A 22,812-nucleotide genomic window follows, 5' to 3' on the forward strand; every position below is an offset into this window, starting at 1 on the left:
CTCCGGTGACTCTGCACCTGGACGACCTTCGCGTTCGCCACCTCGGTGAATGCCGCCACGACTCGCCGCTGGCCGATCTGGTCGCGGACAAGAAGACCTCCCCGCACTACGTCTCGGAAGGGGATCGGGTCCTGCTCGACGACACAGTGTCGATGCTCGACCGGCGGGGCATGACCCCCGATCAGCTGCCGAGCTTCGAGGCCGCGGGGCCGCGTCGCAAGATCTACTTCGACCCGGCCGAGGTCACCGCGGGCATCGTGACCTGCGGTGGCCTGTGCCCCGGGCTCAACGACGTCATCCGGGGCCTGGTCCAGGAGTTGACGGTCCAGTACGACGTGAAGCGGATCCTCGGTTTCCGGAACGGTTTCCGGGGGCTGACCGCCCAGCACCGGCACGACACCGTCGACCTGACGCCCGACGTGGTGCGCGACATCCACAACTCGGGCGGCACCATCCTCGGCAGCTCGCGCGGCGGGCAGGACGCCGACGAGATGGTCGACACGCTCGTGCTGCGCGGCGTCAACGTGCTGTTCGTCGTCGGCGGCGACGGCGGCATGAACGCGGCTACCAACCTGGCCGCGGCCATCCGCGCCCGGGGTCTGGACATCGCCGTGATCGGCGTGCCCAAGACCATCGACAACGACCTGCCCTACACCGACCAGTCCTTCGGGTTCCAGAGCGCGTTCGCGCAGGCCGCGAACTTCATCTCGTCGGTCTCCATCGAAGCCTCGGCCAGCCCGGACGGCATCGGGATCGTGAAGCTGATGGGCCGGCACTCCGGCTTCATCGCCTGCTACGCGTCGCTGGCCCGCAACGCCGCCGACATCGTGCTCATCCCGGAGGTGCCGTTCCGGCTGGAAGGCGAGGACGGGCTGCTGGCTCGGGTCGAGCGCCACGTGCGCGACAAGGGCTTCGTGGTCATCGTGGTCGCCGAAGGCGCAGGTCAGGACGTGCTCGCCGAGCGCGGCCTGCTGCAGGGCGGCGCCACCGACGCCTCCGGCAACGCCAAGCTGGGCGACATCGGGCTGCTGCTGCGCGAGACCATCAGCGCCCACCTCACCGAGGCGGGCCTGTCGCCGACGGTGCGCTACATCGACCCCAGCTACGCGATCCGCAGCGTCACCGCCAACGCCTACGACAGCGTGTACTGCCTGCGCCTGGCGCACAACGCGGTCCACGCGGCGATGGCGGGGCGCACCGAGACCGCGGTGGTGCGCTGGCGCCGCCGGTTCGTGCACGTGCCGATGCCGCTGATCATCAGCCACCGCAACGAGGTCGACCCGGACGGCGATCTGTGGATGTCGGTGCAGGAGGCCACCGGTGGGCTCGTGGCGCCCAGCGACGGCCGCAAGCTCGACCGGCCCGGCATCCCGGGCGCACCCCGGCAACGCGGTGCCGGGGTCGTCGCGGGCTGACCGCTGGTTGTCGCGGCACCACCGCTCGTGGTCCGTTCGGCAGCGGTCGTGGTGCTCTGCTTGCCGCGCGATTCCAGCACGACGTAACTTTCGCCACGATGCCGCGAAACCTGAGCTCAGGAGGCGACCGCGCTCGGGTTCGCGGCCTGTTCCAGCAAGTCAGCGGTCCGCGCGGCGGCGTGGTCCGGCCCGGTTCCCCTCGCGAGCTCCGCGCGCGCCGGGTTGGTTGAGAAGACCAAAGGCGGTCTGAAGATGGCGGACATGCAGCGACTGACCTTGCCGACCCGCAACGCGGGCAAGCCCACGGTCTACGGGGCGTGGGAGCGGTTCGTGCGGGGTGAGGACGACATCGCGGGCGTGCGGCCCGAGGTGGCGCTGTCCTGGCACCGCTGCCGGGACCAGTACCGCGTCGACCCGAAGCTGACGGAGGCGCCGGTGGCCATCACCGACGTCGACCACAGCCTGGAGCACGACGTGGTGTTCGCCGAGCTGGGCTTCCGCGCCGCCTCGGTCGTCGACGAGGTCAGCAGCATCGGAGGCGTCGTCACCGTCGCCGACGCGACCGGGCGCGTGCTGGCCGAGTGGGGCAACAAGGACACCCGGAACTTCGCGGCGAAGGCCAACCTCGCGCCGTGGTACTGCTGGTCGGAGAGCGCCACCGGCACCAACGGCATGGGCACCGCGCTGGAGACCACCGCCCCGGTGGTCATCCGCGGGCCCGAGCACTGGTGCCAGGCGTTCCACGACTGGAACTGCGCGGGCGTGGCGGTTCGCGACGTGGTCACCAAGCAGCCGGTGGCCGTGCTCAACATCTCCTGCTGGCGCAGCGAGCTGCCGAAGGCGGCCGGTGCGTGGTTGAGCAACGCCGCCAGCCGCACCCAGTTCACGTTGCGCCGCCGCGCCCGCGACGCCGGCGCCGAGCTCATCGCCGCCTACAACCACGCCCGCTCGCGCGCGGCGGTGTCGCTGGCGGCGGTGGACCCGTCGGGCCGCGTGGTCATCGCCGACGACCGCGCGGGCGTGCTGCTGGGCGTCCCCAGCTGCACCCCGGCGCCGGACCCGGCGGAGCGCTGGAACCCCGGTCTGCCGGGCCTGATCCGCGCCGTCCGCTACGCCGCCAAGCAGGCCTCCCGCAACCCCGACTGGGTCGGGTCCACGCAGATCTTCACCCACCTGGCCGATGAGCCGACGCCGGTGAGCATCCGGCCGGTGTTCCAGTTCGGGCACCTGGTGGGCAACATCGTCGTGTTCGGCACCTCCGAGGGCGAGCAGATGCCGCGCTCCGAGCCGGGCGCGGCCGTCCCGGAGCAGGGCAGGGCGCCGCGGATCGTGGCCTCCCGGGAGAACCGGATGGTGCTGCTGCGCCCGCCGGAGGTCGCCTTCGCCGAGTCCGACGGCAGCGACGTGTGGCTGTCGACCGACCAGGGCAAGCTGCGGGCCTCCTCCCCGGCGCTGGACAAGATCGAACGCGAGCTGGGCGGCGCCGGGTTCCTGCGGGTGCACCGGCAGTACGTCGTCAACCTCGACCGGATTCGCGAGGTCGAGCGGGGTTTCAAGGGCGAACTGGCCCTGGTGATGGACAACGAGGCCAACACGATGGTGCCGGTGTCGCGGCGCAACGCCCCGGTGGTGCGCAAGGCGCTGGGTCTTTGAGACGCGAGGCGCTGGGTCTTCGAGACCCGAGGCGCTGAGTCGTCGAGACGCTAGGCGCTGGGCCCCTGAGAGTCGTGGGAAGGAGCTTCCATGCCGGAGAACCCCGATGCCATCGCGGTCACGCGCAACTACGACCAGAGCGTGAAGCGAGCGGCCGAGCGGTCCCGCCATCAGCCGTCGGCCGGGGGCAGCAACCAGGACTGGTGGCCGCGTCGGCTGAACCTGGAGATCCTGGCCAAGCACCACCCGAGCCGGAACCCGCTGGGCGAGGACTTCGACTACGCCGCGGAGTTCGCGAAGCTGGACCTGGATCAGGTCGCGCGCGACATCGACCGCGCGCTCACCACGTCGCAGGACTGGTGGCCCGCGGATTTCGGTCACTACGGGCCGCTGGTGCTGCGGATGGCCTGGCACTGCGCGGGCACCTACCGGGTGGGCGACGGTCGCGGTGGCCCGTGCTCGGGTTTGCAGCGCTTCGCGCCGCTGAACAGCTGGCCGGACAACCGGAACCTGGACAAGGCGCGGCGCCTGCTGTGGCCCGTCAAGCAGAAGTACGGCCGCACGCTGTCCTGGTCCGACCTGATGATCTTCGCCGGGAACCGGGCGCTGGAGTCGATGGGCTTCCGCACCCTGGGCTTCGCCGGTGGTCGCGAGGACGTCTGGGAGTCCGACGCCGACATCTACTGGGGTCCGGAACGCACCTGGCTGGGCGATGAGCGGCACACCGGCGTCCGCGACCTGGAAGAACCCTTGGCGGCGGACGAGATGGGGCTGATCTACGTCGATCCGCAGGGACCGGCGACGCTGCCGGATCCGATCGCGGCGGCGCGGGCCATCCGCGACACCTTCGCCCGGATGGCCTTCGACGACGAGGAGACCGTGGCATTGATCGTCGGCGGGCACTCCTTCGGCAAGACCCATGGCGCCGGCGACGTCTCGCACCTGGGCGCGGAGCCGGAGAGCGCGGACCTGGAGCACCAGGGACTGGGCTGGAGCAGCGACTTCGGGACCGGTAAGGGCCCCGACACGATCTCCACCGGCCTGGAGGGGACCTGGACGCCCAACCCCACGCAGTGGGACAACGGCTTCCTGGAGACCCTGTTCGGCTACGACTGGGACGTCGAGCTCAGCCCGGCCGGGGCGTGGCAGTGGATTCCGCGCGGCGACCAGGGCCACGGCACCATCCCCGACGCCCACGACCCGCTGAAGCGGCACCGGCCGACGATGCTCACCACCGACCTCGCGCTGCAGGAGGACGAGGAGTACCGGAAGATCGCGATGCGGTTCCTGGCCCGGCCGGAGCTGCTGGAGGACGCGTTCGCGCGGGCCTGGTTCAAGCTCACCCACATCGACATGGGACCGATCGAGCGCTACCGCGGACCGCTGGTGCCGCAGCAGCGCTTCCTCTGGCAGGACCCGGTCCCGGCCGTCGACCACGAACTGGTGGACGCCGACGACGTCGCCGAGCTCAAGCGGCGGGTCCTGGACTCGGGGCTGTCGGTGTCGGAGCTGGTGTTCACCGCATGGGCATCGGCCTCGACCTACCGCGACAGCGACAAGCGCGGCGGCGCCAACGGCGCCCGCATCAGACTCGAACCCCAACGCGACTGGGAGGCCAACGATCCCGAGATCACCGGACCCGTTCTGGCCGAGCTCGAACGGATTCAGGAGGTCTTCAACGCGGAACAGCCGGGTACCAAGTGGATTTCGCTCGCCGACCTGATCGTGCTCGCCGGGTGCGCGGCCGTGGAGCACGCCGCCGGCCACCGGGTCCAGGTGCCGTTCACGCCGGGTCGCACCGACGCCACCCAGGAGTGGACCGACACCGGGTCGTTCGCCGTCCTGGAGCCCCGCGCCGACGGGTTCCGCAGCTACCTCGGCCCGAAACCACCCCTGCCCTCGGAGTACCTGCTCGTCGACCGGGCCAACCAGCTCACGCTCAGCGCCCCCGAGATGACGGTGCTCATCGGCGGGCTGCGGGTGCTCGGGGCGAACCACCGCGGATCGCTGCTGGGCGTTCTCACCGAAACACCGGGAACCCTGGGCAACGACTTCTTCGTGAACCTCCTCGACATGAACACCGAGTGGTTTCCGCAGGGCGGGATCTTCACCGGACACGATCGGAGCAGCGGAGCGCAGCGGTGGAAGGCGAGCCGGGTGGATCTCGTGTTCGGCTCGAACTCCGAACTCCGCGCGATTTCCGAGGTGTACGCCAGCGACGAGGAAAAGTTCCTGCACGACTTCGCCGCCGCGTGGGACAAGGTGATGAACCTGGACCGCTTTTGACCGAAATCGTGCGCTGGAGTAAGGTCCTGGGCCCTCGTGGCACCAGGACCTTTCTCGTTCTCCGGCGTCTCGCCGAAGGCCCTGACGAGCACGAATCCGGTTGGGCGGTAGCTAATTCCGGGGGAGCGGTGGGGCACGGCAGGTTAGCGGTCAGCCCTTCCTATGTGGTTCCGGTCACCGTAAAATTTCGGAGTATCACAGGTTAATTCGGAAGTGCTCGGGACATTCGGCTCCAGGTCGGAAACGCCGTTGCACCGCCTGTGGGGAGGAAACCGATCCAACGCGCGCAGCGCCTTTCTGCGAATCCCCTCGGAAAGGCCGGGGCACACCCGTGCGCGAGTGATCCGGATGTGGACTCGAAATAGGAGGTGAGGTCCGATGACATCGACTCAGGAACGCGACGACCTTCTGAGCGAACTGGGCTTGGACGCACAGAACACCGCGGCGATCGGCCGCGTGCTCGGTACCGGCAACATCGAGCGGGCGACCGAACGCCCCGACGGCACGATGGAAGCGACCATCCGGATCAACGAGGACGAGATCGCCTGGGACCCGGCGATCCTCGTGCTGCCCCACGGCGGCAAGGTCGAGCTGACGGTCATCAACGATGACAAGAACACCCACGCGTGCCTGCTGCCCAGCAACGGCGACAAGAAGTTCCTGTGGCTGCTGAACCACTCCAAGGGCAGGGCGACGCTCGACCTGGATGGTCCCGGCTACTACTGGTACAGCTCGCCCGGCGGCAACGACGAGGGCCGCGGCCTGACCGCCGCCATCGTCGTGCTCGGCGAGGTCCCGCCGGAAGCCCGTCTCGACCGCCCCGACCAGCCGCGCCGGTGAAAGGAACGAACAGATGACCATCGAGTACGTTGACGCAGGTGAGGCGATCGATCACGGTGCGCTGAGCGCCGTGTCCGGCACCGCCCCGGCGGTCACGGACAACATCGACTACGACCGCATCCTCAACGCGCGCTCCGAGTCGCACAACTGGATCACCTACTACGGCGACTACGACGGCAAGCGCTTCAGCCTGCTGGACCAGATCAACACCGAGAACGTCAAGCGCCTCGGCCCCGCCTGGATCTTCCAGGCCGGCACCTCCGGCCAGATCGCCGGTGCCTCGACCTACGCGTTCGAGACCTGCCCGCTGGTCGTCGACGGCGTCATGTACGTGACCGGGTGGGACGGCTGGTTCTGGGCGCTGGACGCCAAGACCGGTGAGCAGCTGTGGCGCTACAAGCACGCGGTCCCGTTCGACGTCTCGCTGTGCTGCGGCAACGTCAACCGCGGCTGCGCCGTGGCCAACGGCAAGGTCTACTTCGTGACCCCCAACGCCCACCTGCTGGCGCTCGACGCCACCACGGGCAAGAAGGTCTGGGAGAAGACCATCGGCGACGTCCGCGCCGGTGAGAGCGCCTCGCTCGCGCCGCTGGTCGTCAAGGACACCCTCATCACCGGCAGCGCCGGCGGCGAGTTCGGCGTCCGCGGTCACATCGACTGCTGGGACCTGGAGACCGGCGAGCAGCGCTGGCGCTGCTACACGGTCCCGAAGCCGGGCGAGCCCGGTTCGGAGACCTGGGGCGACGCCGAGGCCAACGCCTGGGCCCGCGGCGGTGCCAACCACTGGGTGACCGGCACCTACGACCCGGACACCAACCTGTACTACGCGGGAACCGGCAACCCGGCCCCCGACTTCGACGGTGAGGTGCGCCCCGGCGACAACCTCTACACCGACAGCGTCGTCGCGGTGAACGTGGACACCGGCAAGATCGTGTGGCACTACCAGTTCACCCCGCACGACCTGTGGGACTACGACTCGACGATGGAGATGACCCTCTTCGAGCGGGACGGGAAGAAGCTCCTCGGCCACTTCGACAAGAACGGGTACTTCTTCGTCCTCGACCGCACCAACGGCGAGCTGCAGCACGTCACGCCGTTCGTCGACCGGATCGACTGGGGCACCATCACCCGCGACGGCAAGGTGACCCCGCGGAAGTACCCGGACAAGGAAGGCGAGCCGGTTCACTTCTACCCGGGCCCGGCGGGCGCGAAGGAGTGGACGCACGCGGCGTACAACCCGAACCGCGACCTGTTCTACGTGCCGGTCGCGGACGTGGGCGCCACCGCCACCCGTCGTCGTCGTGAGTTCAAGGAAGGTCAGCCCTACTGGGGCGCGGCCGTCCAGGTGGACATCGACAACATGGCCGGGTCGGTCAGCGCGTTCGACTCCCACGGCGTCGAGAAGTGGCGCTGGCGCAACCCGCACCCGATGGCCTCGTCGGTGCTGGCCACCGCCGGTGACCTCGTGTTCGCCGGTACCCCGGCGGGCGAGTTCATCGCGCTCAACGCCCAGACGGGCGAGGAGCTGTGGAAGTTCCAGTGCGGCAGCGGCCACCACGGCAGCCCGATGACCTACTCGGTCGACGGCAAGCAGTACGTCGCCGTGCCGGTCGGCTGGGGCGGATGGCTCGAGGGCATCATCCCCGGCATGCTCGGCGCCGGCCACGGCTCCGCCCTGATCGTGTTCGCGCTGCCGGACTGATCGGGATCAGCAAGACGGAGTGAAGCAGGGAGGCTCCGGCCGGGCGGTGTGCGTGTGGACGCACCGCCCGGCCGGACTCAGCTCGCACCCGCTTCCGCGAGACCACAGCAACGGGAGGATGCGTTGGGTGAACAACGACGCGTTGTCGGGATCAAGGGGGACCGCCAGGTCCTGTTCGACATCGCCGAGGTCATCGTGGCCGAAGCCGTCGGGAGGGCTGTGTGGCTGAGGACCGACCTCGGACGATTCCGGTGCGCCACCGATGGGATAGACAAGATCGATGACAAGTACGCGTCCTGCGGATTCGTGCGGGTTCACCGCAGTTATCTGGTGAACCTCAACCGCGTTCGCGAAGTGTCGCGCAAGGACGGTGGGGAGCTGGAACTCACCGTCGAGAACTACGGGTGGATCGTTCCGGTGTCCCGCCGGCGGGCCAAGTTCGTCACCGAAGCACTGGGTCTGTAGCGCTTTCGGTCGTCTTCGGCCGGCACCTGCACGTCGCCGCACCTGTTCCGAGGCTCCAGGCGCTCCCCTGCGCTGGGGGTGGGTCTCGGGGCGGGTGCGGCTTTTTCGCGTTCCCGTCCCCGTTTCCGTGCGCTCACCGCGGTGCGGATCCGGAGTCCGAGCGGGAGTGAAAAGCACGTGCTTTTTCCTGCTGGCCAAAGAATACGCGTACTGTTTGGGCGACGCAATGGGTTTCGAGCCCTCCACGTGCGTTCCCCCCGTTTGCGCTCGCGTGAGAACCGTTCGTGCGCCGACCGTCCCGGTTCGTGCCGAAATCGTTGACGCACCAGGGGGTTCGGGGCAGCCTGGGAATCCGATACGCGTCCTCGCGGCGGCTCGAAACCGCAGGTACGAGCAAGGACGGCAGAACCTCCGCGCGGTCACCCTCGCGCAGTCGAAGAATCTCAACCCGGCACTGGTAGTGCCTCACGCTGGGAGGCGTAACGAGACATGGCCACCTTGAACGAAATCGCGCGCGAAATGGTCTCCAACCGGCGCGGAATCCTCGCCGCCGACGAGAGCATCGGGACGATGTCGTCGCGTCTGGAGAGCGTCGGTGTGGCGGCCTCCGACGAGAACCGCCGCGTGTACCGCGAGCTGATCGTCACCACGCCCCAGCTGGTCGACTCGATCAGCGGCGTCATCCTGGCCGACGACACCACGCGCCAGAAGCTCTCCGACGGCCGCACCTTCCCGCAGGCCCTCCAGGACATGGGCATGCTGGCGGGAATCAAGGTCGACACCGGTGCCAAGCCGCTGGCCGGCTCCCCGGACGAGAAGGTGACCGAGGGGCTCGACGGGCTGCGCGAGCGCGTCGCCGAGTACGTGAGCCTGGGCTCGACCTTCGCCAAGTGGCGCGCCGTGATCACCATCGGCGACGGCATCCCCACCGAGCGCGCGGTGCGCGCCAACGTGCACGCGCTCGCCCGCTACGCGGGCCTGTGCCAGGAGGGCGGGCTGGTCCCGATCGTCGAGCCCGAGGTCCTCATGGACGGCTCGCACTCGCTGGCGCAGTGCCAGCAGGTGACCCGCGCGGTGCTGCGGGTGCTGTTCGACGAGCTCGACCTGATGAAGGTGCGGCTCGACGGCATGGTGCTCAAGCCCAACATGGTCGTCGCCGGCAAGAACTGCCCCGAGCAGCCCGGCGTCGACCTGGTCGCCCAGACCACCGTGGACACGCTGCGCGACACTGTTCCGGCCGAGGTGCCGGGCATCGCGTTCCTCTCCGGTGGCCAGAGCCCCGAGCTCGCCACCCGGCACCTGGGGGCCATGCAGAACTGCGGTGACCTCCCCTGGGAGCTCACCTACTCCTTCGGGCGCGCCCTGGTCGGGCCCGCTCTGGAGACGTGGCGGGGTGACAGCGCCAAGTGGGCCGACGCCCAGCAGGCGCTGTCGGTGCGCGCCGTCGCGAACGCCGCGGCGCGCTGAGCAACCCGGACCGCGGCGACAAGGTGCACCGGAACCGCAAAGGAGCGGATTGTGACCACATCGGACACTGCAACGGACCGTGAAAGACCGGCCCACCGAGAGCCCGAGGAGGTGACGGGGCCGCTCGCGGGCGACCCCGCGCTGATCGGCGTCCCCACGTTCGTGGTGGGCTCGATCGCCTTGGGCATGACCCTCGTCGGCTTCGTCCCCGCGGAGGCGGTCGGAGCGCCGGTGGCGATCATCCTTGCCGCCACCGGTCTCGGCCAGCTGGTGGCGGCCCTGTGGGCGGCGGCGATCGGCCAGAGCGCCGTCGCGTCGATCTTCGGGACCTTCGCCGGGTTCTGGCTCAGCTACGGGTTCCTCGTGCTGGGCCTGACCCACAGCTGGTTCGGGGTGCCTGAGGACAGCGCCACCGCCACGCAGGTGTTGTTCCTGACGTCGTGGTTCATCGTCGTGGCACTGCTGACGGCGGGGACGTTGCGCCTGCCCAGCGCCTACACGCTGCTGTTCGCGCTGATCGCGGCGGCGTTGGGGCTGGTGCTGCTGGCCACGGCCCAGGACTCGGCGCAGCTGAAGACCATCGGCGGGTACGTGGTCTTCACCTTCGCCACCTTGGGCGCGTACATGTTCCTGCACGTGTTGTCACTGGCCACGGGCGGCCGAGGGCTGCCACTGGGCCGCCCCCTGCGGGGCCAGTGAACAGGAGCGCGGAGGCGGCCCCAACCCACCGCCTCCGCGCTTCCCCCCCCACATCCACGCCCTGTGGGGGAGTGGAAGACCCCGGTTTTCGTCCCCGCGAAAACCGGGGTTTTCGACGCTCGGCCCGACGCGCCCGAGCTCGGCTCGGGGCGCGATCGGGTCGTGCGGTCACCTCCCGTGCGTCTCCCGGCAGTCCTCGCCGGTGACGGCCTCGGCCCACAGGCGCATCCGGTCGTGGCAGCGGCGGAATTGGGTGTAGACCGAGCTGCCGCGGACGAGCTGTTCGAGGTTCTCGTGCCGGTCGCGCGCGACGTGCCGGTCGTCGCCGACCCGCGCCCGGGTCCCGCCGTCGGAATCGGTGGATTCGAGGAGGGTGACGAGGTCGTGCCGGGCGTGCTCGTGGGTCATGGTGGCGATCCATTCGCACACGTCGCCGGGTGACAGCAGCACGGACTCGGGCAGCTGGGCCAGGCGATCGTCGCGAGTGGTGACGGTCTCGAACGGGTCGTCGCTGGAGACCTCGACGTAGGCGTGCCAGTGGATGCCGCGCCGCAGCCACTGGTCAGGATCCTGGAACAAGTGGAATCCTTTCGGGAAACGGGGATCCCCGTTCCGGCACCGCGTCGAGGTGGGGTGGACGGCACCGGTCCGGAGCCTGCTGGACCGCGCGGATCGGGGCTGAACCGCACGACCGTGCCCGGGGCTCCGCACCACCGATACCGCAGCGAATCCCCGTCGCCACGCGTGACGCCCCCCGCAGGACCCGATCGGGTGTGCGTTACTGGAGCATTGGGGTGATTTTCGCGAGCCCCCGCGCCACTCGTTTCTCAATCGGATTGGGCAATTCCGCTTCGCGTTCGACGAAAGCGGCAACGGGTGACGAGGTTTCGCGTTCGCGGAATGGAACAACGCTCATTGGTACGATCTTCCGCCACCGGCCGCGTCCTTCGAAGCCATCTTTCCTCGGCGACGGCATCGGCCCACCTCCGCCGGTGGCTCGGCAGGTCCAGGTCTGGCTGCCCAGCCTCGGACGCAGGGCATAGGGGTGGACACGGAGTCGCCCGCACGGGCCGGTCGAGGCCCTCGTTCCGGACCTGGGCGACGTGGCCGTCGTCGCCGATCCGACCACAGCCTCGAAGACCACCCCACTGCGACCGGTTGCCGAAGGACCACGCCGTCCCACCCCGGATTACGGCCGTATTCGGGTGTCGGATTACGGCCGTATTCGGGTGTCGGATTACGGCCGTAATCCGGTCACCTCCGGTGCCTCGGTTCCGGCTGGTGTCGAAAACCCCGGTTTTCGTCGCGTGAAAACCGGGGTTTTCGCCCGGGTGAATGTGTGTGGGGGCTCGGCTGGAGGGCGTGCTGCGGGTTTGGGTTGAGGGGTGGTGGGGGTGTGGGCGGTCGTATAGATCTGCTTTTTTGGTGGTTGTGGTGGTCTGATCTTGCCGTGGCCAGGCGTAACGCGGGTTCATGCGGGTTAAACATCAGAGGTATTGCCTTCGGGGTGTGTTGTGGGCCACGATGTGGGCCGCGCTGCTCGTCGACGGTGGCGCCCCACCTTCGCCAGGCAACAGATCGGGACACCTATGAAGCGCATCGGAGTGGACGTCGGCGGCACCTTCACCGACCTCGTCCTGTGGGACGACGACGGGAGCGTGACGGTGCACAAGACGCCGTCGACCAACCACGACCCGTCGATCGGCACCATGGACGGCATCGGCGTGCTGGCCGAGCGGGCCGGCATCGACCCGGCCGAGATCGAGATGTTCTTCCACGGCACGACCGTGGCCACCAACATCGTGCTGGAGCACAACGGCAGCGACGTCGGGATGATCACCACCGACGGCTTCCGCGACCTGCTGCACATCGCGCGCAAGAAGCGGCCGCTGAACTACTCCAACTACCAGGACCTGCCCTGGCAGAAGTGGCAGCTGGTGCCGCGCCGCAACCGCCGCGTCGTGCCCGAGCGCATCGACGCCGCAGGTCAGGTCCTCACCCCGCTCGACGAGGACGCCGTGCGCCGCGAGGTGCGGCTGCTGCGGGAACGTCGCGTCGAGGCGATCGCGGTCGCGTTCCTGCACGCCTACCGCAACCCCGCGCACGAGCGCCGCGTCAAGGAGCTCATCACCGAGGAGTTCCCGGAGGCCTTCGTCTCGCTCTCCAGCGAGGTCGCGCCCCAGTACCGCGAGTACGAGCGGTTCTCCACCGCCGCGCTCAACGCCTTCGTCGGACCCAAGACCTCCAGCTACATCGCCCACCTCGCCGACGCCGCTCGCGACGGGCAGGTCGGCGACGACGTGCACCTGATGACCTCCGCCGGAGGTCTGGTGACCTCCCGCAGCGCCCAGGACAAGCCGGTGTCGCTGCTGGCCAGCGGCGTGGTCGCCGGGCTGCTCGGCGGCTGCGCGATCGGGCGGGCCTCGGGATTCCCGAGCGTCATCACCCTCGACGTGGGCGGCACGTCCGCCGACATCGGCGTGGCGCCCGACGGCCGGCTGCGGATGAAGCACCTGCTCGACACCCGCATCGGCGACTACCACGCGATGGTCCCGATGGCCGAGGTCGACACCATCGGCGCTGGTGGCGGCTCCATCGCCGCCGTGGACGAGGGCGGCATGTTCCGCGTCGGCCCGCGCAGCGCCGGAGCCGTGCCCGGACCCGCCTGCTACGACCGGGGCGGCACCGAACCCACCTCCACCGACGCGATGGTCGTGATGGGCTGGCTGCGGGAGGACAGCTTCCTGTCCGGATCGATGGAAGTGGTGCCCGCGCTGGCGGAATCGGCGATCCGCGAGCACGTCGCCGACAAGCTCGGCACCGGCCTGGACAAGGCCGCGATGGGCATCTTCACGATCCTCGCGCACTCCATGACCGAGGCCATCGGCCTGCACTCGGTGCGCAAGGGCTACGACCCGCGCGAGTTCTCGCTGGTCGCGGAGGGCGGCGCCGGACCGCTGTTCGCCTGGCAGATCGCCGAGCAGCTCGGCATCCCGCGCGTCGTCGTGCCCCGGCACCCCGGCATCACCTCCGCCGTCGGGCTGCTCACCACCGACATCCGCACCGAACTGCCCACCACCGTGTGGACCTCGTCCAGCGACCCCGACATCGAGCTCATCCGGCACGAGATGAAGCGGCTCGGCGACGAGGCCCGAGCCCAGCTGCGCGCCGACGGCGTCGCCGACGCCGACATCACCCTGGAGCGCACCGCCGACTGCCGCTACCTCGGGCAGGGCTACGAGCTGCGCGTCCCGGCACCGGACGGGGAGATCGACGCCGAGTGGGTGGCGAAGACCGCCGAGGCGTTCCACGAGATCCACGGCCGCACCTACTCGCAGCGCTTCGACGACAAACCCGTGCAGCTCATCAACATCCGCGTCACCGGCGTGGGCGCGGTCTCGCACGTGCGCATCGGCGAGATCGCCCGGGGCGGCACCGACGCCGCGCACGCGGTGAAGACCACGACGCGCGCGCTGTTCTGGGAACCCGGCTCCACCGAACCGGACTGGCACGACACCCCCGTCTACCGCCGCGAGGACCTGCTGGCGGGCAACACCTTCGCCGGACCGGCCATCGTGGAGCAGTTCGACTCCACCACCATCGTCGGGCCCGGCCAGCGCGCCACCGTCGACCGCGTCGGCCACATCATCATCGAAAGGGCAGCCGCATGACCACGAAACCCATGCCCACCAGCGGTGTTTCGCTCGCGGGTGCCGCCACCCGCACCTGGGACGACGTCGAGGTGGACCCGATCACGCTGCGGGTCATCGGCGGCGCCCTCGACTCGATGGCCAAGGAGATGGCCCAGGTCCTCTACCGGATGGCCTACTCCAGCCTGATCCGCGAATCCGAGGACCTCGGCGCCGGGATCTTCGACGTCAACGGCCGCGAGCTGTGCGAATCGGATTCCACGCCGATGCACTGCGGTTCGATTCCCGCCTACATCCGCGGCATCAACCGCAGGCTCGCCGGGACCTACCGGCCCGGGGACGTCATCCTGCACAACCACCCGTACCACGGGGCCGCGCACTCGCCGGACTACGGCATCGTCATCCCGATCTTCTGGGAGGGCGAGCACGTCGGCTTCGCCGGGTGCACCGGGCACGTCTCCGACATCGGCGGCAACTTCCCCGGCCTGTGCATGGACGTCGTCGACGTCTGGGCCGAGGGCAAGCTGATGGACTCGATGAAGATCTACGACGCCGGCGCCCGCAACGACATGCTCATCCAGCACATCCTCGACAACGTGCGCACGCCCGAGCAGAACAGCGGCGACCTCGAAGCGCTCATCGCCTGCGCGCGCATCGGGGAGAAGCGGTTCCTGGAACTGCTGGAGAAGTTCGGCCTCGACACCGTCATGAGCGCCGCCGAGCGGTGGATGGACTACTCCGAGCAGATGCTGCGCGCCCGCGTCCGCGAGATCCCCGACGGCAGCTACGAAGCGCCCATCGGCTACCTCGACGACGACGGCAAGAACCGGGGCGTGCCGCTGAAGGTCCAGGTGCGCGTGCAGATCGACGGCGAGGACGTGCTCGTCGACCTCACGGGCTCCAACGACCAGGTGCCGACCGCGTTCAACGTGCCGTTCGAGGGTTCGGTGCTGCCGGTGGCCGTGAGCGCCATCCGCACGATCCTGCTCGACGAGGCCGTCACCGAGGAGTACGTGCCGCAGAACGACGGCTGCTTCCGGCCGGTGAAGGCGTACGCGCCCGAGGGCACCATCTTCAACCCGAACTTCCCGGCGTCGTGCTTCGCCCGCTTCTCCCAGGTGAACCGGGTTTTCGACGCGATCAACCTGGCGCTGGCGCCGGTGCTGCCCGACCACGCCGTGGCCGGTTCCTCCGCTGCGCTGTGCGCGATCGCCTACTCGGGGCTCGCGCCGGACGGCCGGTCCTACTGGGTCTACATCGAGATCAACGAGGGCTCCTACGGCGGCCGCAACGGCAAGGACGGCATGGACGCCGTCGACTCGCTCATGGCCAACACCCGCAACAACCCCATCGAGGAGCTGGAGCTCAACCACGCGATGCGGGCGCTGCGCTACGAGCTCCGCGACGAACCACCCGCTCCCGGCAAGTGGCGCGGCGGCATCGGCAGCGTGCGGACCTGGCTGATGCAGACCGACACGTTCCTGGGCTCGGAGGCCGACAACCGCAGCGACGCACCCGCCGGTGCGCTCGGCGGTGCCGACGGCGTGTCCGGCTCGTTCGTGCGCAACGCCGGGACCGACCGCGAGGAGGTGCTGTTCTCGAAGGTCACCCAGGAGGTCGTCCGCGCTGGGGAGACGCTGGAGATCAAGCTCCCCTCCGGCGGCGGGTTCGGCGAACCCTTCGAGCGGGACCCGTTCGCGGTGCTCTCGGACGTGTGGGACGAGTACCTCACCGCCGAGGAGGCCGCCCGCGACTACGGCGTCGTGGTCGACACCGACACCTGGACGGTCGACGACGCGGCGACCGCGGCGCTGCGCGCGGGGGTGGCGTCCTGAACGCCGGGGCTCCCTCGGCGGAGCAGGCGGCGGTCGACGACCGGCTCAACACCGTGATCAGCTGGGTCGGCGACCGGACGCCCGCCGCCGAGGGGCCGCTGGCGGGGCTGACGGTCGGCATCAAGGACAACATCGAGGTCGCCGGGGTCCGCTCGACGTGCGCGTCGAAGTTCCTGCGCGACAACGTCGCCGCGCACGACGCCACCGTCGTGCGCGCCCTGGAGGACGCGGGTGCGCGGGTCGTCGCCACCCTCAACCTCGCGGAGTTCGCCGTGGGGGTGACCTCGCAGAACTCGGCGGCGGGAGGTCCGCGCAACCCGTGGGACCTCCGCCGCGTCCCGGCCGGGTCCAGCGGCGGTTCGGGCGCGGCCGTGGCCGCCGGGCTGGTCGACCTGGCGCTGGGCACCGACACCGGCGGCTCGGTCCGGCTGCCCGCGTCGGCGTGCGGGGTGTGCGGGCTGCGGCCCAGCCCCGGCCTGGTCGACACCGTCGGCGTGTACCCGGTGAGCGCGGAGTTCGACGCGGTCGGGCCGATCGCCCGCGACGTGGACCTGGTGGCGCGGGCCTTCGACGTCCTCACCCACCAGCCGCAGCGCCCGCGCCCCCGCCCGAGCGCGATCGGCGTGCCGTCGCGGTTCGTCACCGACGACGTCGACCCGGCGATCGCCGCGGCGGTGTCCGGGCTGGTCGACGAGCTGCGCGGGCAGGGCTACGAGGTCCGCGAGGTCGAGATCCCGCACGCCGAGCAGGCGCAGGACCACGTCTACACGCTGCTGTACCCCGAGCTCGCCGAGATCCACCGGGACCGGTTGCGCACCGCGCCCGCCGACTTCCAACCGGCGACCCTGGAGCGCATCCGCCTCGGCCTGGACATCGGGGAGCGGGCGATGCGCGCCGCTGCCCAAGCCCGCGACGACTTCCGCAAGGACCTGCGCCGCGTGTTCGAGGAGGTCGAGGTGGTGGTGACGCCGACGATGCCGGTGGACGTGCCGTTCATCGACGGCGACGAGTCGGTCATCGCCGAGTCCCGCAGGCTCGGGCAGCTGTCCTACCCGTGGTCGCTGCACACCGGGCCGACGCTGTCGCTGCCGGTGGGGTTCCACCCCGGCTCGGGCATGCCGATCGGCGCGCAGCTCACCGCCGCGCACGCCGACGAGGCGGCGCTGTTCGCGGTCGGGCGCGACTACCAGCGCGCCACCGACTGGCACCGGCGGCGACCGCCGGTTCGCGTCCGTCAGTCCTCTTCGGACGCCCCGCGCAGCAGCCCCATCTCCTTGTAGGTGTCGTTCAACCGGTCCAGGTGCCTGCGCATCTCCGTCATGGCCGTCATCGAGTCACCGCGCTCGATGGCGGCCAGGATGCGTTCGTGGTCGGCGTGCGAGGCGCTCCAGAAGTCGTCGGAGGCGTGCTCGCTGGAGAACCGGTCGTGCAGCACCCGGAACACCGGCGCGCACGCCAGCTCCAGCATGGGGTTGCCCGCGGCGGCCAGGATCTGCATGTGGAAGTCCTGGTCGGCCTCGTAGGTCGGGCTGGTGCGCGGCTGCAGCGCGGCCCGCATGGCGGCCAGCTGCTCGGCGCTGCGCTGGTGCGCGGCGGTCCCGGCCGCGTGGACCTCGGTGAGCAGCCGGACGTCCATCAGCTGGTCGACGGTGACCATCTCGGCCACCGTCATCAGCGCCACGCTGTTCTCCACCTGCGTGGTCAACCGCCCCAGATCGGGCCGCAGCACGAACGTGCCCCCGCCCGGTCCGCGCGTGGTGCGCACCAGGTGCTCGCTGGCGAGGATGCGCGTCGCCTCGCGGATCGTGCTGCGGCTGAACCCGGACTCCTGCATCAGCTCGGCCTCGTTCGGCAACCGCGCCCCGGGCGGCAGATCACCGGACAGGATCCGACGTCGTATCCGGTCGGCCACCACCGCGTACGCCGGCAGCTTCACAGACTCGTCCGCACCCTCGCCCTTCACGCCCCCAGGCTAACCAAGCCGGTGCCCGCCGCCGAGCTCAACGGCCGGTGAGGCGGGCGGAGACTTCCCGGGCGGCGGACCTGGTGGCGTCGGCGACCTCGGTGAGCAGGGGGCCGACGCGGGTGGTCGGGCCCGCCACCGCGATGACCGCGACGACGCGCCCGCTGTCGAAGATCGGGGCGCCGACACCGCAGATGTCGGGCAACGTCTCGCCGCGGTTGATCGCCACGCCGTTCTCGGCGATCTCGGCCAGCTCGCGGCGGATCTCCTCGCGTCGTGGCAGGTCGGCGAGGTGGTTCTCGCGGAACGGCGCTGAGCTGAAGGCGAGGAAGCACTTGCCGGAGCTGGTCGGGTGCAGCGGGCGGCGGGTGGAGAGCGGGGCCGAGTAGCGGATGGGCTGGGTGGATTCGATGGTGTCGGTGTAGACCACCGAGTCCCCGACCAGCGACGCGAGCATGACGGTCTCGTCGAAGCGGTCGTGCAGCTGCTCCATCGCCGTGCGCGCGGGGCCCGCGACGGTGGGCGGTGCCGCGGCGAGCAGCGAGTTGATCGCCGGGCCGATGATGTAGGCGCCGTCGTCCTCGCGCAGGTAGCCCGTGGCGACCAGCCCCTTGACCAGCCCGTGAACGGAGGAGCGCGGTGCGTCCAGCGCGGCGGCCAGTTCGGACAGCCGCACCCCGGTTCCGTGCGCGGCGGCGAGTTCGAGGATCGTGGTGATCCGCGAAACGGTCCGGTGCTCCTTGGCCGCTCCGGTCTCGGAAGGTGGCACTGCGTTCCTCCGTCGTGAGTGGACACGTCGAACCTAGACCATCACCGCCCGGCTGTGGTTCCCGCGGACCGCTGCTCCCGGGTCTCGACGCGTCCGACCTGGTCGCACAGGGCCCCGACACCGATGAACGCGGCGCCGACGACGAACATCAGCGACACCGCCCAGGTCGCGTGCCCCGGCGTGGCGCTGACCAGCGCGAGCGCGGCCACCGGTGCCAGGCCGCCGGAGAACGCGCCACCCACCTCGCGGCCGGTCCCCAGGCCCGACACGCGCGTGCGGGTCGGGAACTGCTGCGACAGGAACGCGCCCTGGGCGCTGAGCATCGACGGGATGACGATCCCGGTGGCGAGGACGAGGGCGACCCAGATCATCGCGTTCTGCCCGGTGTCCAGCAGCCAGAAGAACGGGAACGCCAGCACGGCCGTGGCCGCGGCGCCGATCAGCAGGACCGCCCTGGCGCCCACCGCGTCGCAGATCCGTCCGGCGACCGGCACCGTGACGATGGCGCACGCGCTGGCCAGCGTGATCCCGAAGGCGCCGACGTTGGCGGGCACGTCGCGGAACTCCGTGAGGTAGGACAGCGAGAACGTCTTGAAGACGTAGCTGGCGCCGTTGTAGCCCGCGGTGACGGCCATGACGACCGCCAGACCGCGCCAGTCCGACCGCAGCAGCGTCCGCAGCGGTGCGATCTTCTTCCGGGCGCGGGAGGACTTCTCGAACTCCGGGGTCTCCGGCATCTGGCGGCGCACCCAGAAACCCAGTCCCACCAACGCGAACGTGGCCACGAACGGGATCCGCCATCCCCACGTGTGGAGGACGTCGTCGCTGAGGCTGGTGAGCACGGTGACGGTCAGGGACGACGCGAACAGTCCGATGTTGACGCCCAGCGCGGGCAGTGATCCCCGCAGGCCGCGGCTTTTCGCGTCGGCGTGCTCGTAGGCGACGGCGGTCGCGCTGCCCAGCTCGGCTCCGGCGCCGAGGCCCTGGAGCACCCGCAGCACGACCAGCAGGATCGGCGCTGCCAGCCCGATCGACGAGTAGGTGGGAAGCAGTCCGATGAACCCCGACGAGACGCCCATCAGCAGGAAGGTCGCCGACAGCACGCTCTTCCGGCCGAACTTGTCGCCGAGGACGCCGAAGAGGATGCCGCCGAAGGGGCGGGCCAGGAAACCGACCGCGAAGGTGGCCATCGACGCGAGCGTCGCCGCGGTCGGGTTGCCGGAGGGGAAGAACAGCTCGCCGAAGACCAGCGCGGCCATCGAGGCGTACAGGTAGAAGTCGAACCACTCCAGCGCTGAACCGATCACCACCGCTGGTCCGACGGCCTTGCGGGAGGGCTGAGGTGGTGATGCCGGTGCGTTGTGCAGCGTCATTGCTGTGTCCTCGCGTCGAAGGCGGAATCTGTTCGTAAATACGAACAAGGTGACGTGGATGAGGAAATCTAAGAAGGGCACGTTTCCCTTGTCAACCAGTTGACATCGAACAGTGCGGCGAAGCATTGTGGTCGAGCATTCCTGCGACGATTCGTATATACGAACGCATTGATTCGAGGAGGGGAACCTCATGCACTTCGGGCTGTCGGAGGACCAGGAGAGCCTGCGGGCGGGGGCGCGGGGCCTGGCCCGGAGCTTCTCCGACGAGTACTGGGCCGACTGCGATGTGCACAACCGGTTCCCGTGGGAGTTCTACAACGCCTTCGCCGAGAGCGGTTGGCTCGGCATCGCCATCCCCGAGCAGTACGGCGGGGGAGGGCTCGGAGTGCTGGAAGCCGCGCTGCTGCTGGAGGAGGTGGCCGCCTCGGGCGCCGGCATGAACGGCTGCAGCACGATGCACCTGACCATCTTCGGGCTCAACACGATCGTCAAGCACGGCAGCGAGGCGCTGCGCCAGGAGATCCTGCCCGCCGCGGCGAACGGATCGCTGCACGTCTGCTTCGGCGTCACCGAACCCGATGCGGGCACCGACACCACCCGCATCTCGACCTTCGCCGAACGCGTCGACGGCGGCTACCGCGTCAACGGGCGCAAGGTGTGGATCACCAAGGCGGGAGACTCGCAGAAGATGGTGCTCATCGCCCGCACCACCCGCCGCGAGGACGTCACCCGACCGACCGACGGGATGTCGCTGTTCCTCATCGACATCGACCCGGAACACGTGCACCTGAGCCCGATCCCGAAGCTCGGCCGCAACGCCGTGTCGTCCTACGAGGTGGTGATCGAGGACCTGTTCGTCCCGGACAGCGCACGAGTCGGCGAGGAGGGCGAGGGGTTCCGGTACCTCCTCGACGGCCTCAACCCGGAACGCATCCTGCTCGCCCACGAAGCGCTCGGAATCGGCCGTGCCGCCCTCGACCGCGCAGTGCGCTACGCCAAGGAGCGCGAGGTGTTCGACCGGCCGATCGGCCGGAACCAGGGGATCGCCTTCCCGCTGGCCGAGGTCGCGACGCGCCTCGACGCCGCCGAGCTGATGGCGCGCAACGCGGCCTGGCGCTACGACCAGGGGCTGTCCTGCGGACGGGAGGCCAACATGGCCAAGTGGCTCTGCGCCGAAGCCGGGTTCCAGGCCGCGGACCAGGCGATCCAGACCCACGGCGGCATGGGCTACGCCCGCGAGTACCACGTGGAGCGCTACTTCCGGGAGTCGCGCATCCTGCGCCTCGCCCCGGTGAGCCAGGAGATGGTGCTGAACTACGTCGCCACCCACGTCCTCGGCCTGCCCAAGTCCTACTGATCGGGAGCACGGGATGACCGCACCGGAAACGACAGGCAGTTTGAGGGGACTCCGCGTCCTCGATCTCTCGCGCATCCTCGCCGGCCCGCTGTGCGCGCAGATGCTCGCCGATCACGGCGCCGAGGTGATCAAGGTCGAACCACCGGCGGGTGACGACACCCGCGCGTGGGGCCCACCGTTCGTCACCGGCACGATGAGCGCGTACCACTCGGCGATCAACCGCAACAAGTCCAACGCCTGCCTGGACCTCACCTCACCCGAGGGGCAGCGGGTGCTCGGCGAGCTGCTCGCCGACGCCGACGTCCTGGTGGAGAACTTCAAGGCCGGAACGCTCGCCAAGTGGGGGTTCTCGGACGACGTGCTCACCGAGCGCTTCCCGGGCCTGGTGCGCTGCCGCATCACCGGGTTCGGCACCGACGGTCCGATGGGCGGCACACCGGGTTACGACGCGATCCTGCAGGCCTACGGCGGGTTGATGAGCATCAACGGCGAGCGGACCGGTCCACCGCTGCGGATGGGCGTGCCGATCGTCGACATGGTCACCGGCATCTACGCGTTCTCCGGCATCCTCCTGGCGCTGCACGACCGCCACCGGACGGGACGCGGCCAGCTCGTCGACTGCACGCTGCTCGACACCGCGATCTCGCTGCTCCACCCGCATTCCTCGGCCTGGCTGGTCTCCGGCGAGATCCCGCAGCGCACCGGGTCCGCGCACCCCTCGATCGCGCCGTACGACACCTTCGAGGCCGCCGACGGGCCGATCTTCATCAGCGGCGGCAACGACCGGATGTTCCGAAACCTGGTCGCAGTGCTGGGCATCCCGGACCTCGCCGAGGACTCCCGGTTCACCGGCAACGCCGACCGCGTCCACCACGTCGAGGAGCTGCGCGCGCTGCTGGCCGAACCGATCAGCGCGCGGACCCGCCACGACCTGGCCCGGGCGCTGCTGGAGAGGGGAGTTCCGGCAACCCCGGTGCACGACGTCGGCGAAGCGCTGACCGACCCCCAGGTCCGGCACCGCGACATGGTCGTCGATCACGAGGGCCACCGGGGTGTCGGCATCCCCATCAAGCTCGACCGCACCCCCGGCAACGTCCGCACCGAACCGCGCGAACGAGGCGCCGACACCCGGCGGATCCTGGCCTCGCTCGGCTACTCCGACGCCGAGATCTCAGCGCTCATCGCCGCCGACGCCGCGTTGACCAGCGAGGACGCGGCGACATAGGGAAAACCTGCGGGAAGTCCAGGTGTTGCCCCACTGGTCCTGTGGCGGCGAGGTGCTTAGCGTTCCGAACCGGATCGGGCCCGGGACGGCGCGATCCGCGTCCACAGCCTCAC

General features: G+C 69.9%; 17 protein-coding genes. 13 read left to right on the forward strand and 4 right to left on the reverse strand.

Annotated elements, in window-relative coordinates; genetic code table 11:
- Positions 1 to 5 precede the first annotated feature (5 nt).
- From QFW96_RS17600 to QFW96_RS17635, 8 genes are all read left to right on the forward strand, one after another.
- Complete coding sequence (locus tag QFW96_RS17600; protein WP_281456761.1) at positions 6 to 1,415, forward strand: ATP-dependent 6-phosphofructokinase; 1,410 nt, start codon at positions 6 to 8, stop codon at positions 1,413 to 1,415.
- 261 nt (positions 1,416 to 1,676) lie between these two features.
- Positions 1,677 to 3,068 carry a DNA-binding protein gene (locus tag QFW96_RS17605; RefSeq protein ID WP_281456762.1) on the forward strand — a complete coding sequence of 464 codons (1,392 nt, stop codon included), beginning with the start codon at positions 1,677 to 1,679 and terminating at the stop codon, positions 3,066 to 3,068.
- A gap of 90 nt (positions 3,069 to 3,158) precedes the next feature.
- Complete coding sequence (katG, locus tag QFW96_RS17610; protein WP_281456763.1) at positions 3,159 to 5,354, forward strand: catalase/peroxidase HPI; 2,196 nt, start codon at positions 3,159 to 3,161, stop codon at positions 5,352 to 5,354.
- A gap of 378 nt (positions 5,355 to 5,732) precedes the next feature.
- Positions 5,733 to 6,194: an MSMEG_3727 family PQQ-associated protein gene (locus QFW96_RS17615; protein WP_281456764.1), complete on the forward strand. Its 462-nt coding sequence runs from the start codon at positions 5,733 to 5,735 to the stop codon at positions 6,192 to 6,194.
- Positions 6,195 to 6,207: 13 nt separating this feature from the next.
- Positions 6,208 to 7,896 carry a PQQ-dependent dehydrogenase, methanol/ethanol family gene (locus tag QFW96_RS17620; RefSeq protein ID WP_281456765.1) on the forward strand — a complete coding sequence of 563 codons (1,689 nt, stop codon included), beginning with the start codon at positions 6,208 to 6,210 and terminating at the stop codon, positions 7,894 to 7,896.
- A gap of 54 nt (positions 7,897 to 7,950) precedes the next feature.
- Positions 7,951 to 8,361, forward strand: a complete 411-nt coding sequence (locus tag QFW96_RS17625) for a LytTR family DNA-binding domain-containing protein (protein ID WP_281456766.1) — start codon at positions 7,951 to 7,953, stop codon at positions 8,359 to 8,361.
- 489 nt (positions 8,362 to 8,850) lie between these two features.
- Positions 8,851 to 9,828, forward strand: a complete 978-nt coding sequence (locus tag QFW96_RS17630; RefSeq protein ID WP_281456767.1) for a class I fructose-bisphosphate aldolase — start codon at positions 8,851 to 8,853, stop codon at positions 9,826 to 9,828.
- A gap of 111 nt (positions 9,829 to 9,939) precedes the next feature.
- Positions 9,940 to 10,527, forward strand: coding sequence for a GPR1/FUN34/YaaH family transporter (locus tag QFW96_RS17635; protein WP_281456768.1), 588 nt, complete (start codon positions 9,940 to 9,942; stop codon positions 10,525 to 10,527).
- 168 nt (positions 10,528 to 10,695) lie between these two features.
- Here the strand turns inward: QFW96_RS17635 and QFW96_RS17640 are convergent, their stop codons facing one another.
- Positions 10,696 to 11,106 (reverse strand): hypothetical protein, encoded by a 411-nt coding sequence (locus tag QFW96_RS17640; RefSeq protein WP_281456769.1) that lies wholly within the window; start codon positions 11,104 to 11,106, stop codon positions 10,696 to 10,698.
- 1,010 nt (positions 11,107 to 12,116) lie between these two features.
- Here QFW96_RS17640 and QFW96_RS17645 point away from each other — a divergent pair.
- The 3 genes from QFW96_RS17645 to QFW96_RS17655 are packed head-to-tail and all read left to right on the forward strand — an operon-like array spanning position 12,117 to position 17,292.
- Positions 12,117 to 14,198, forward strand: coding sequence for a hydantoinase/oxoprolinase family protein (locus QFW96_RS17645; RefSeq protein WP_281456770.1), 2,082 nt, complete (start codon positions 12,117 to 12,119; stop codon positions 14,196 to 14,198).
- Positions 14,195 to 16,012 carry a hydantoinase B/oxoprolinase family protein gene (locus QFW96_RS17650; RefSeq protein ID WP_281456771.1) on the forward strand — a complete coding sequence of 606 codons (1,818 nt, stop codon included), beginning with the start codon at positions 14,195 to 14,197 and terminating at the stop codon, positions 16,010 to 16,012. Before QFW96_RS17645 ends, QFW96_RS17650 begins: the two co-directional genes overlap by 4 nt.
- Positions 16,013 to 16,065: 53 nt before the next feature.
- Positions 16,066 to 17,292: an amidase gene (locus tag QFW96_RS17655; RefSeq protein ID WP_281456772.1), complete on the forward strand. Its 1,227-nt coding sequence runs from the start codon at positions 16,066 to 16,068 to the stop codon at positions 17,290 to 17,292.
- Here QFW96_RS17655 and QFW96_RS17660 read toward each other — a convergent pair.
- From QFW96_RS17660 to QFW96_RS17670, 3 genes are read right to left on the reverse strand one after another with little or no spacing between them, the layout of a single operon-like run.
- A complete protein-coding gene (locus QFW96_RS17660; RefSeq protein ID WP_281456773.1) occupies positions 17,247 to 17,975 on the reverse strand; it encodes a FadR/GntR family transcriptional regulator in 729 nt (242 codons plus the stop codon). The two genes, QFW96_RS17655 and QFW96_RS17660, sit on opposite strands and share 46 nt — an antisense overlap.
- A 37-nt stretch (positions 17,976 to 18,012) precedes the next feature.
- Positions 18,013 to 18,744, reverse strand: a complete 732-nt coding sequence (locus QFW96_RS17665; RefSeq protein ID WP_281456774.1) for an IclR family transcriptional regulator — start codon at positions 18,742 to 18,744, stop codon at positions 18,013 to 18,015.
- 41 nt (positions 18,745 to 18,785) lie between these two features.
- Entirely contained in the window at positions 18,786 to 20,117 is a 1,332-nt protein-coding gene (locus QFW96_RS17670) for an MFS transporter (protein ID WP_281456775.1), read from the reverse strand.
- A gap of 190 nt (positions 20,118 to 20,307) precedes the next feature.
- On the opposite strand from QFW96_RS17670, the gene QFW96_RS17675 reads away from it, so the two are divergent.
- Together QFW96_RS17675 and QFW96_RS17680 are read left to right on the forward strand one after the other, a co-directional pair.
- A complete protein-coding gene (locus QFW96_RS17675) occupies positions 20,308 to 21,474 on the forward strand; it encodes an acyl-CoA dehydrogenase family protein (protein WP_281456776.1) in 1,167 nt (388 codons plus the stop codon).
- A 13-nt stretch (positions 21,475 to 21,487) separates the two neighbouring features.
- Entirely contained in the window at positions 21,488 to 22,699 is a 1,212-nt protein-coding gene (locus QFW96_RS17680; RefSeq protein WP_281456777.1) for a CaiB/BaiF CoA transferase family protein, read from the forward strand.
- The last annotated feature ends 113 nt before the right edge of the window (positions 22,700 to 22,812 follow it).

The organism is Saccharopolyspora ipomoeae (assembly GCF_029952525.1).
Classification (GTDB): domain Bacteria; phylum Actinomycetota; class Actinomycetes; order Mycobacteriales; family Pseudonocardiaceae; genus Saccharopolyspora; species Saccharopolyspora ipomoeae.

Excerpts from the sequence above, each read along its gene's own strand:
- QFW96_RS17675 (WP_281456776.1), top strand. The coding sequence starts at position 20,308 with ATGCACTTCGGGCTGTCGGAGGACCAGGAGAGCCTGCGGGCGGGGGCG.
- QFW96_RS17680 (WP_281456777.1), top strand. The coding sequence starts at position 21,488 with ATGACCGCACCGGAAACGACAGGCAGTTTGAGGGGACTCCGCGTCCTC.
- QFW96_RS17615 (WP_281456764.1), top strand. The coding sequence starts at position 5,733 with ATGACATCGACTCAGGAACGCGACGACCTTCTGAGCGAACTGGGCTTG.
- katG (WP_281456763.1), top strand. The coding sequence starts at position 3,159 with ATGCCGGAGAACCCCGATGCCATCGCGGTCACGCGCAACTACGACCAG.
- QFW96_RS17650 (WP_281456771.1), top strand. The coding sequence starts at position 14,195 with ATGACCACGAAACCCATGCCCACCAGCGGTGTTTCGCTCGCGGGTGCC.
- QFW96_RS17670 (WP_281456775.1), bottom strand. The coding sequence starts at position 20,117 with ATGACGCTGCACAACGCACCGGCATCACCACCTCAGCCCTCCCGCAAG.
- QFW96_RS17630 (WP_281456767.1), top strand. The coding sequence starts at position 8,851 with ATGGCCACCTTGAACGAAATCGCGCGCGAAATGGTCTCCAACCGGCGC.
- QFW96_RS17620 (WP_281456765.1), top strand. The coding sequence starts at position 6,208 with ATGACCATCGAGTACGTTGACGCAGGTGAGGCGATCGATCACGGTGCG.
- QFW96_RS17605 (WP_281456762.1), top strand. The coding sequence starts at position 1,677 with ATGCAGCGACTGACCTTGCCGACCCGCAACGCGGGCAAGCCCACGGTC.
- QFW96_RS17645 (WP_281456770.1), top strand. The coding sequence starts at position 12,117 with ATGAAGCGCATCGGAGTGGACGTCGGCGGCACCTTCACCGACCTCGTC.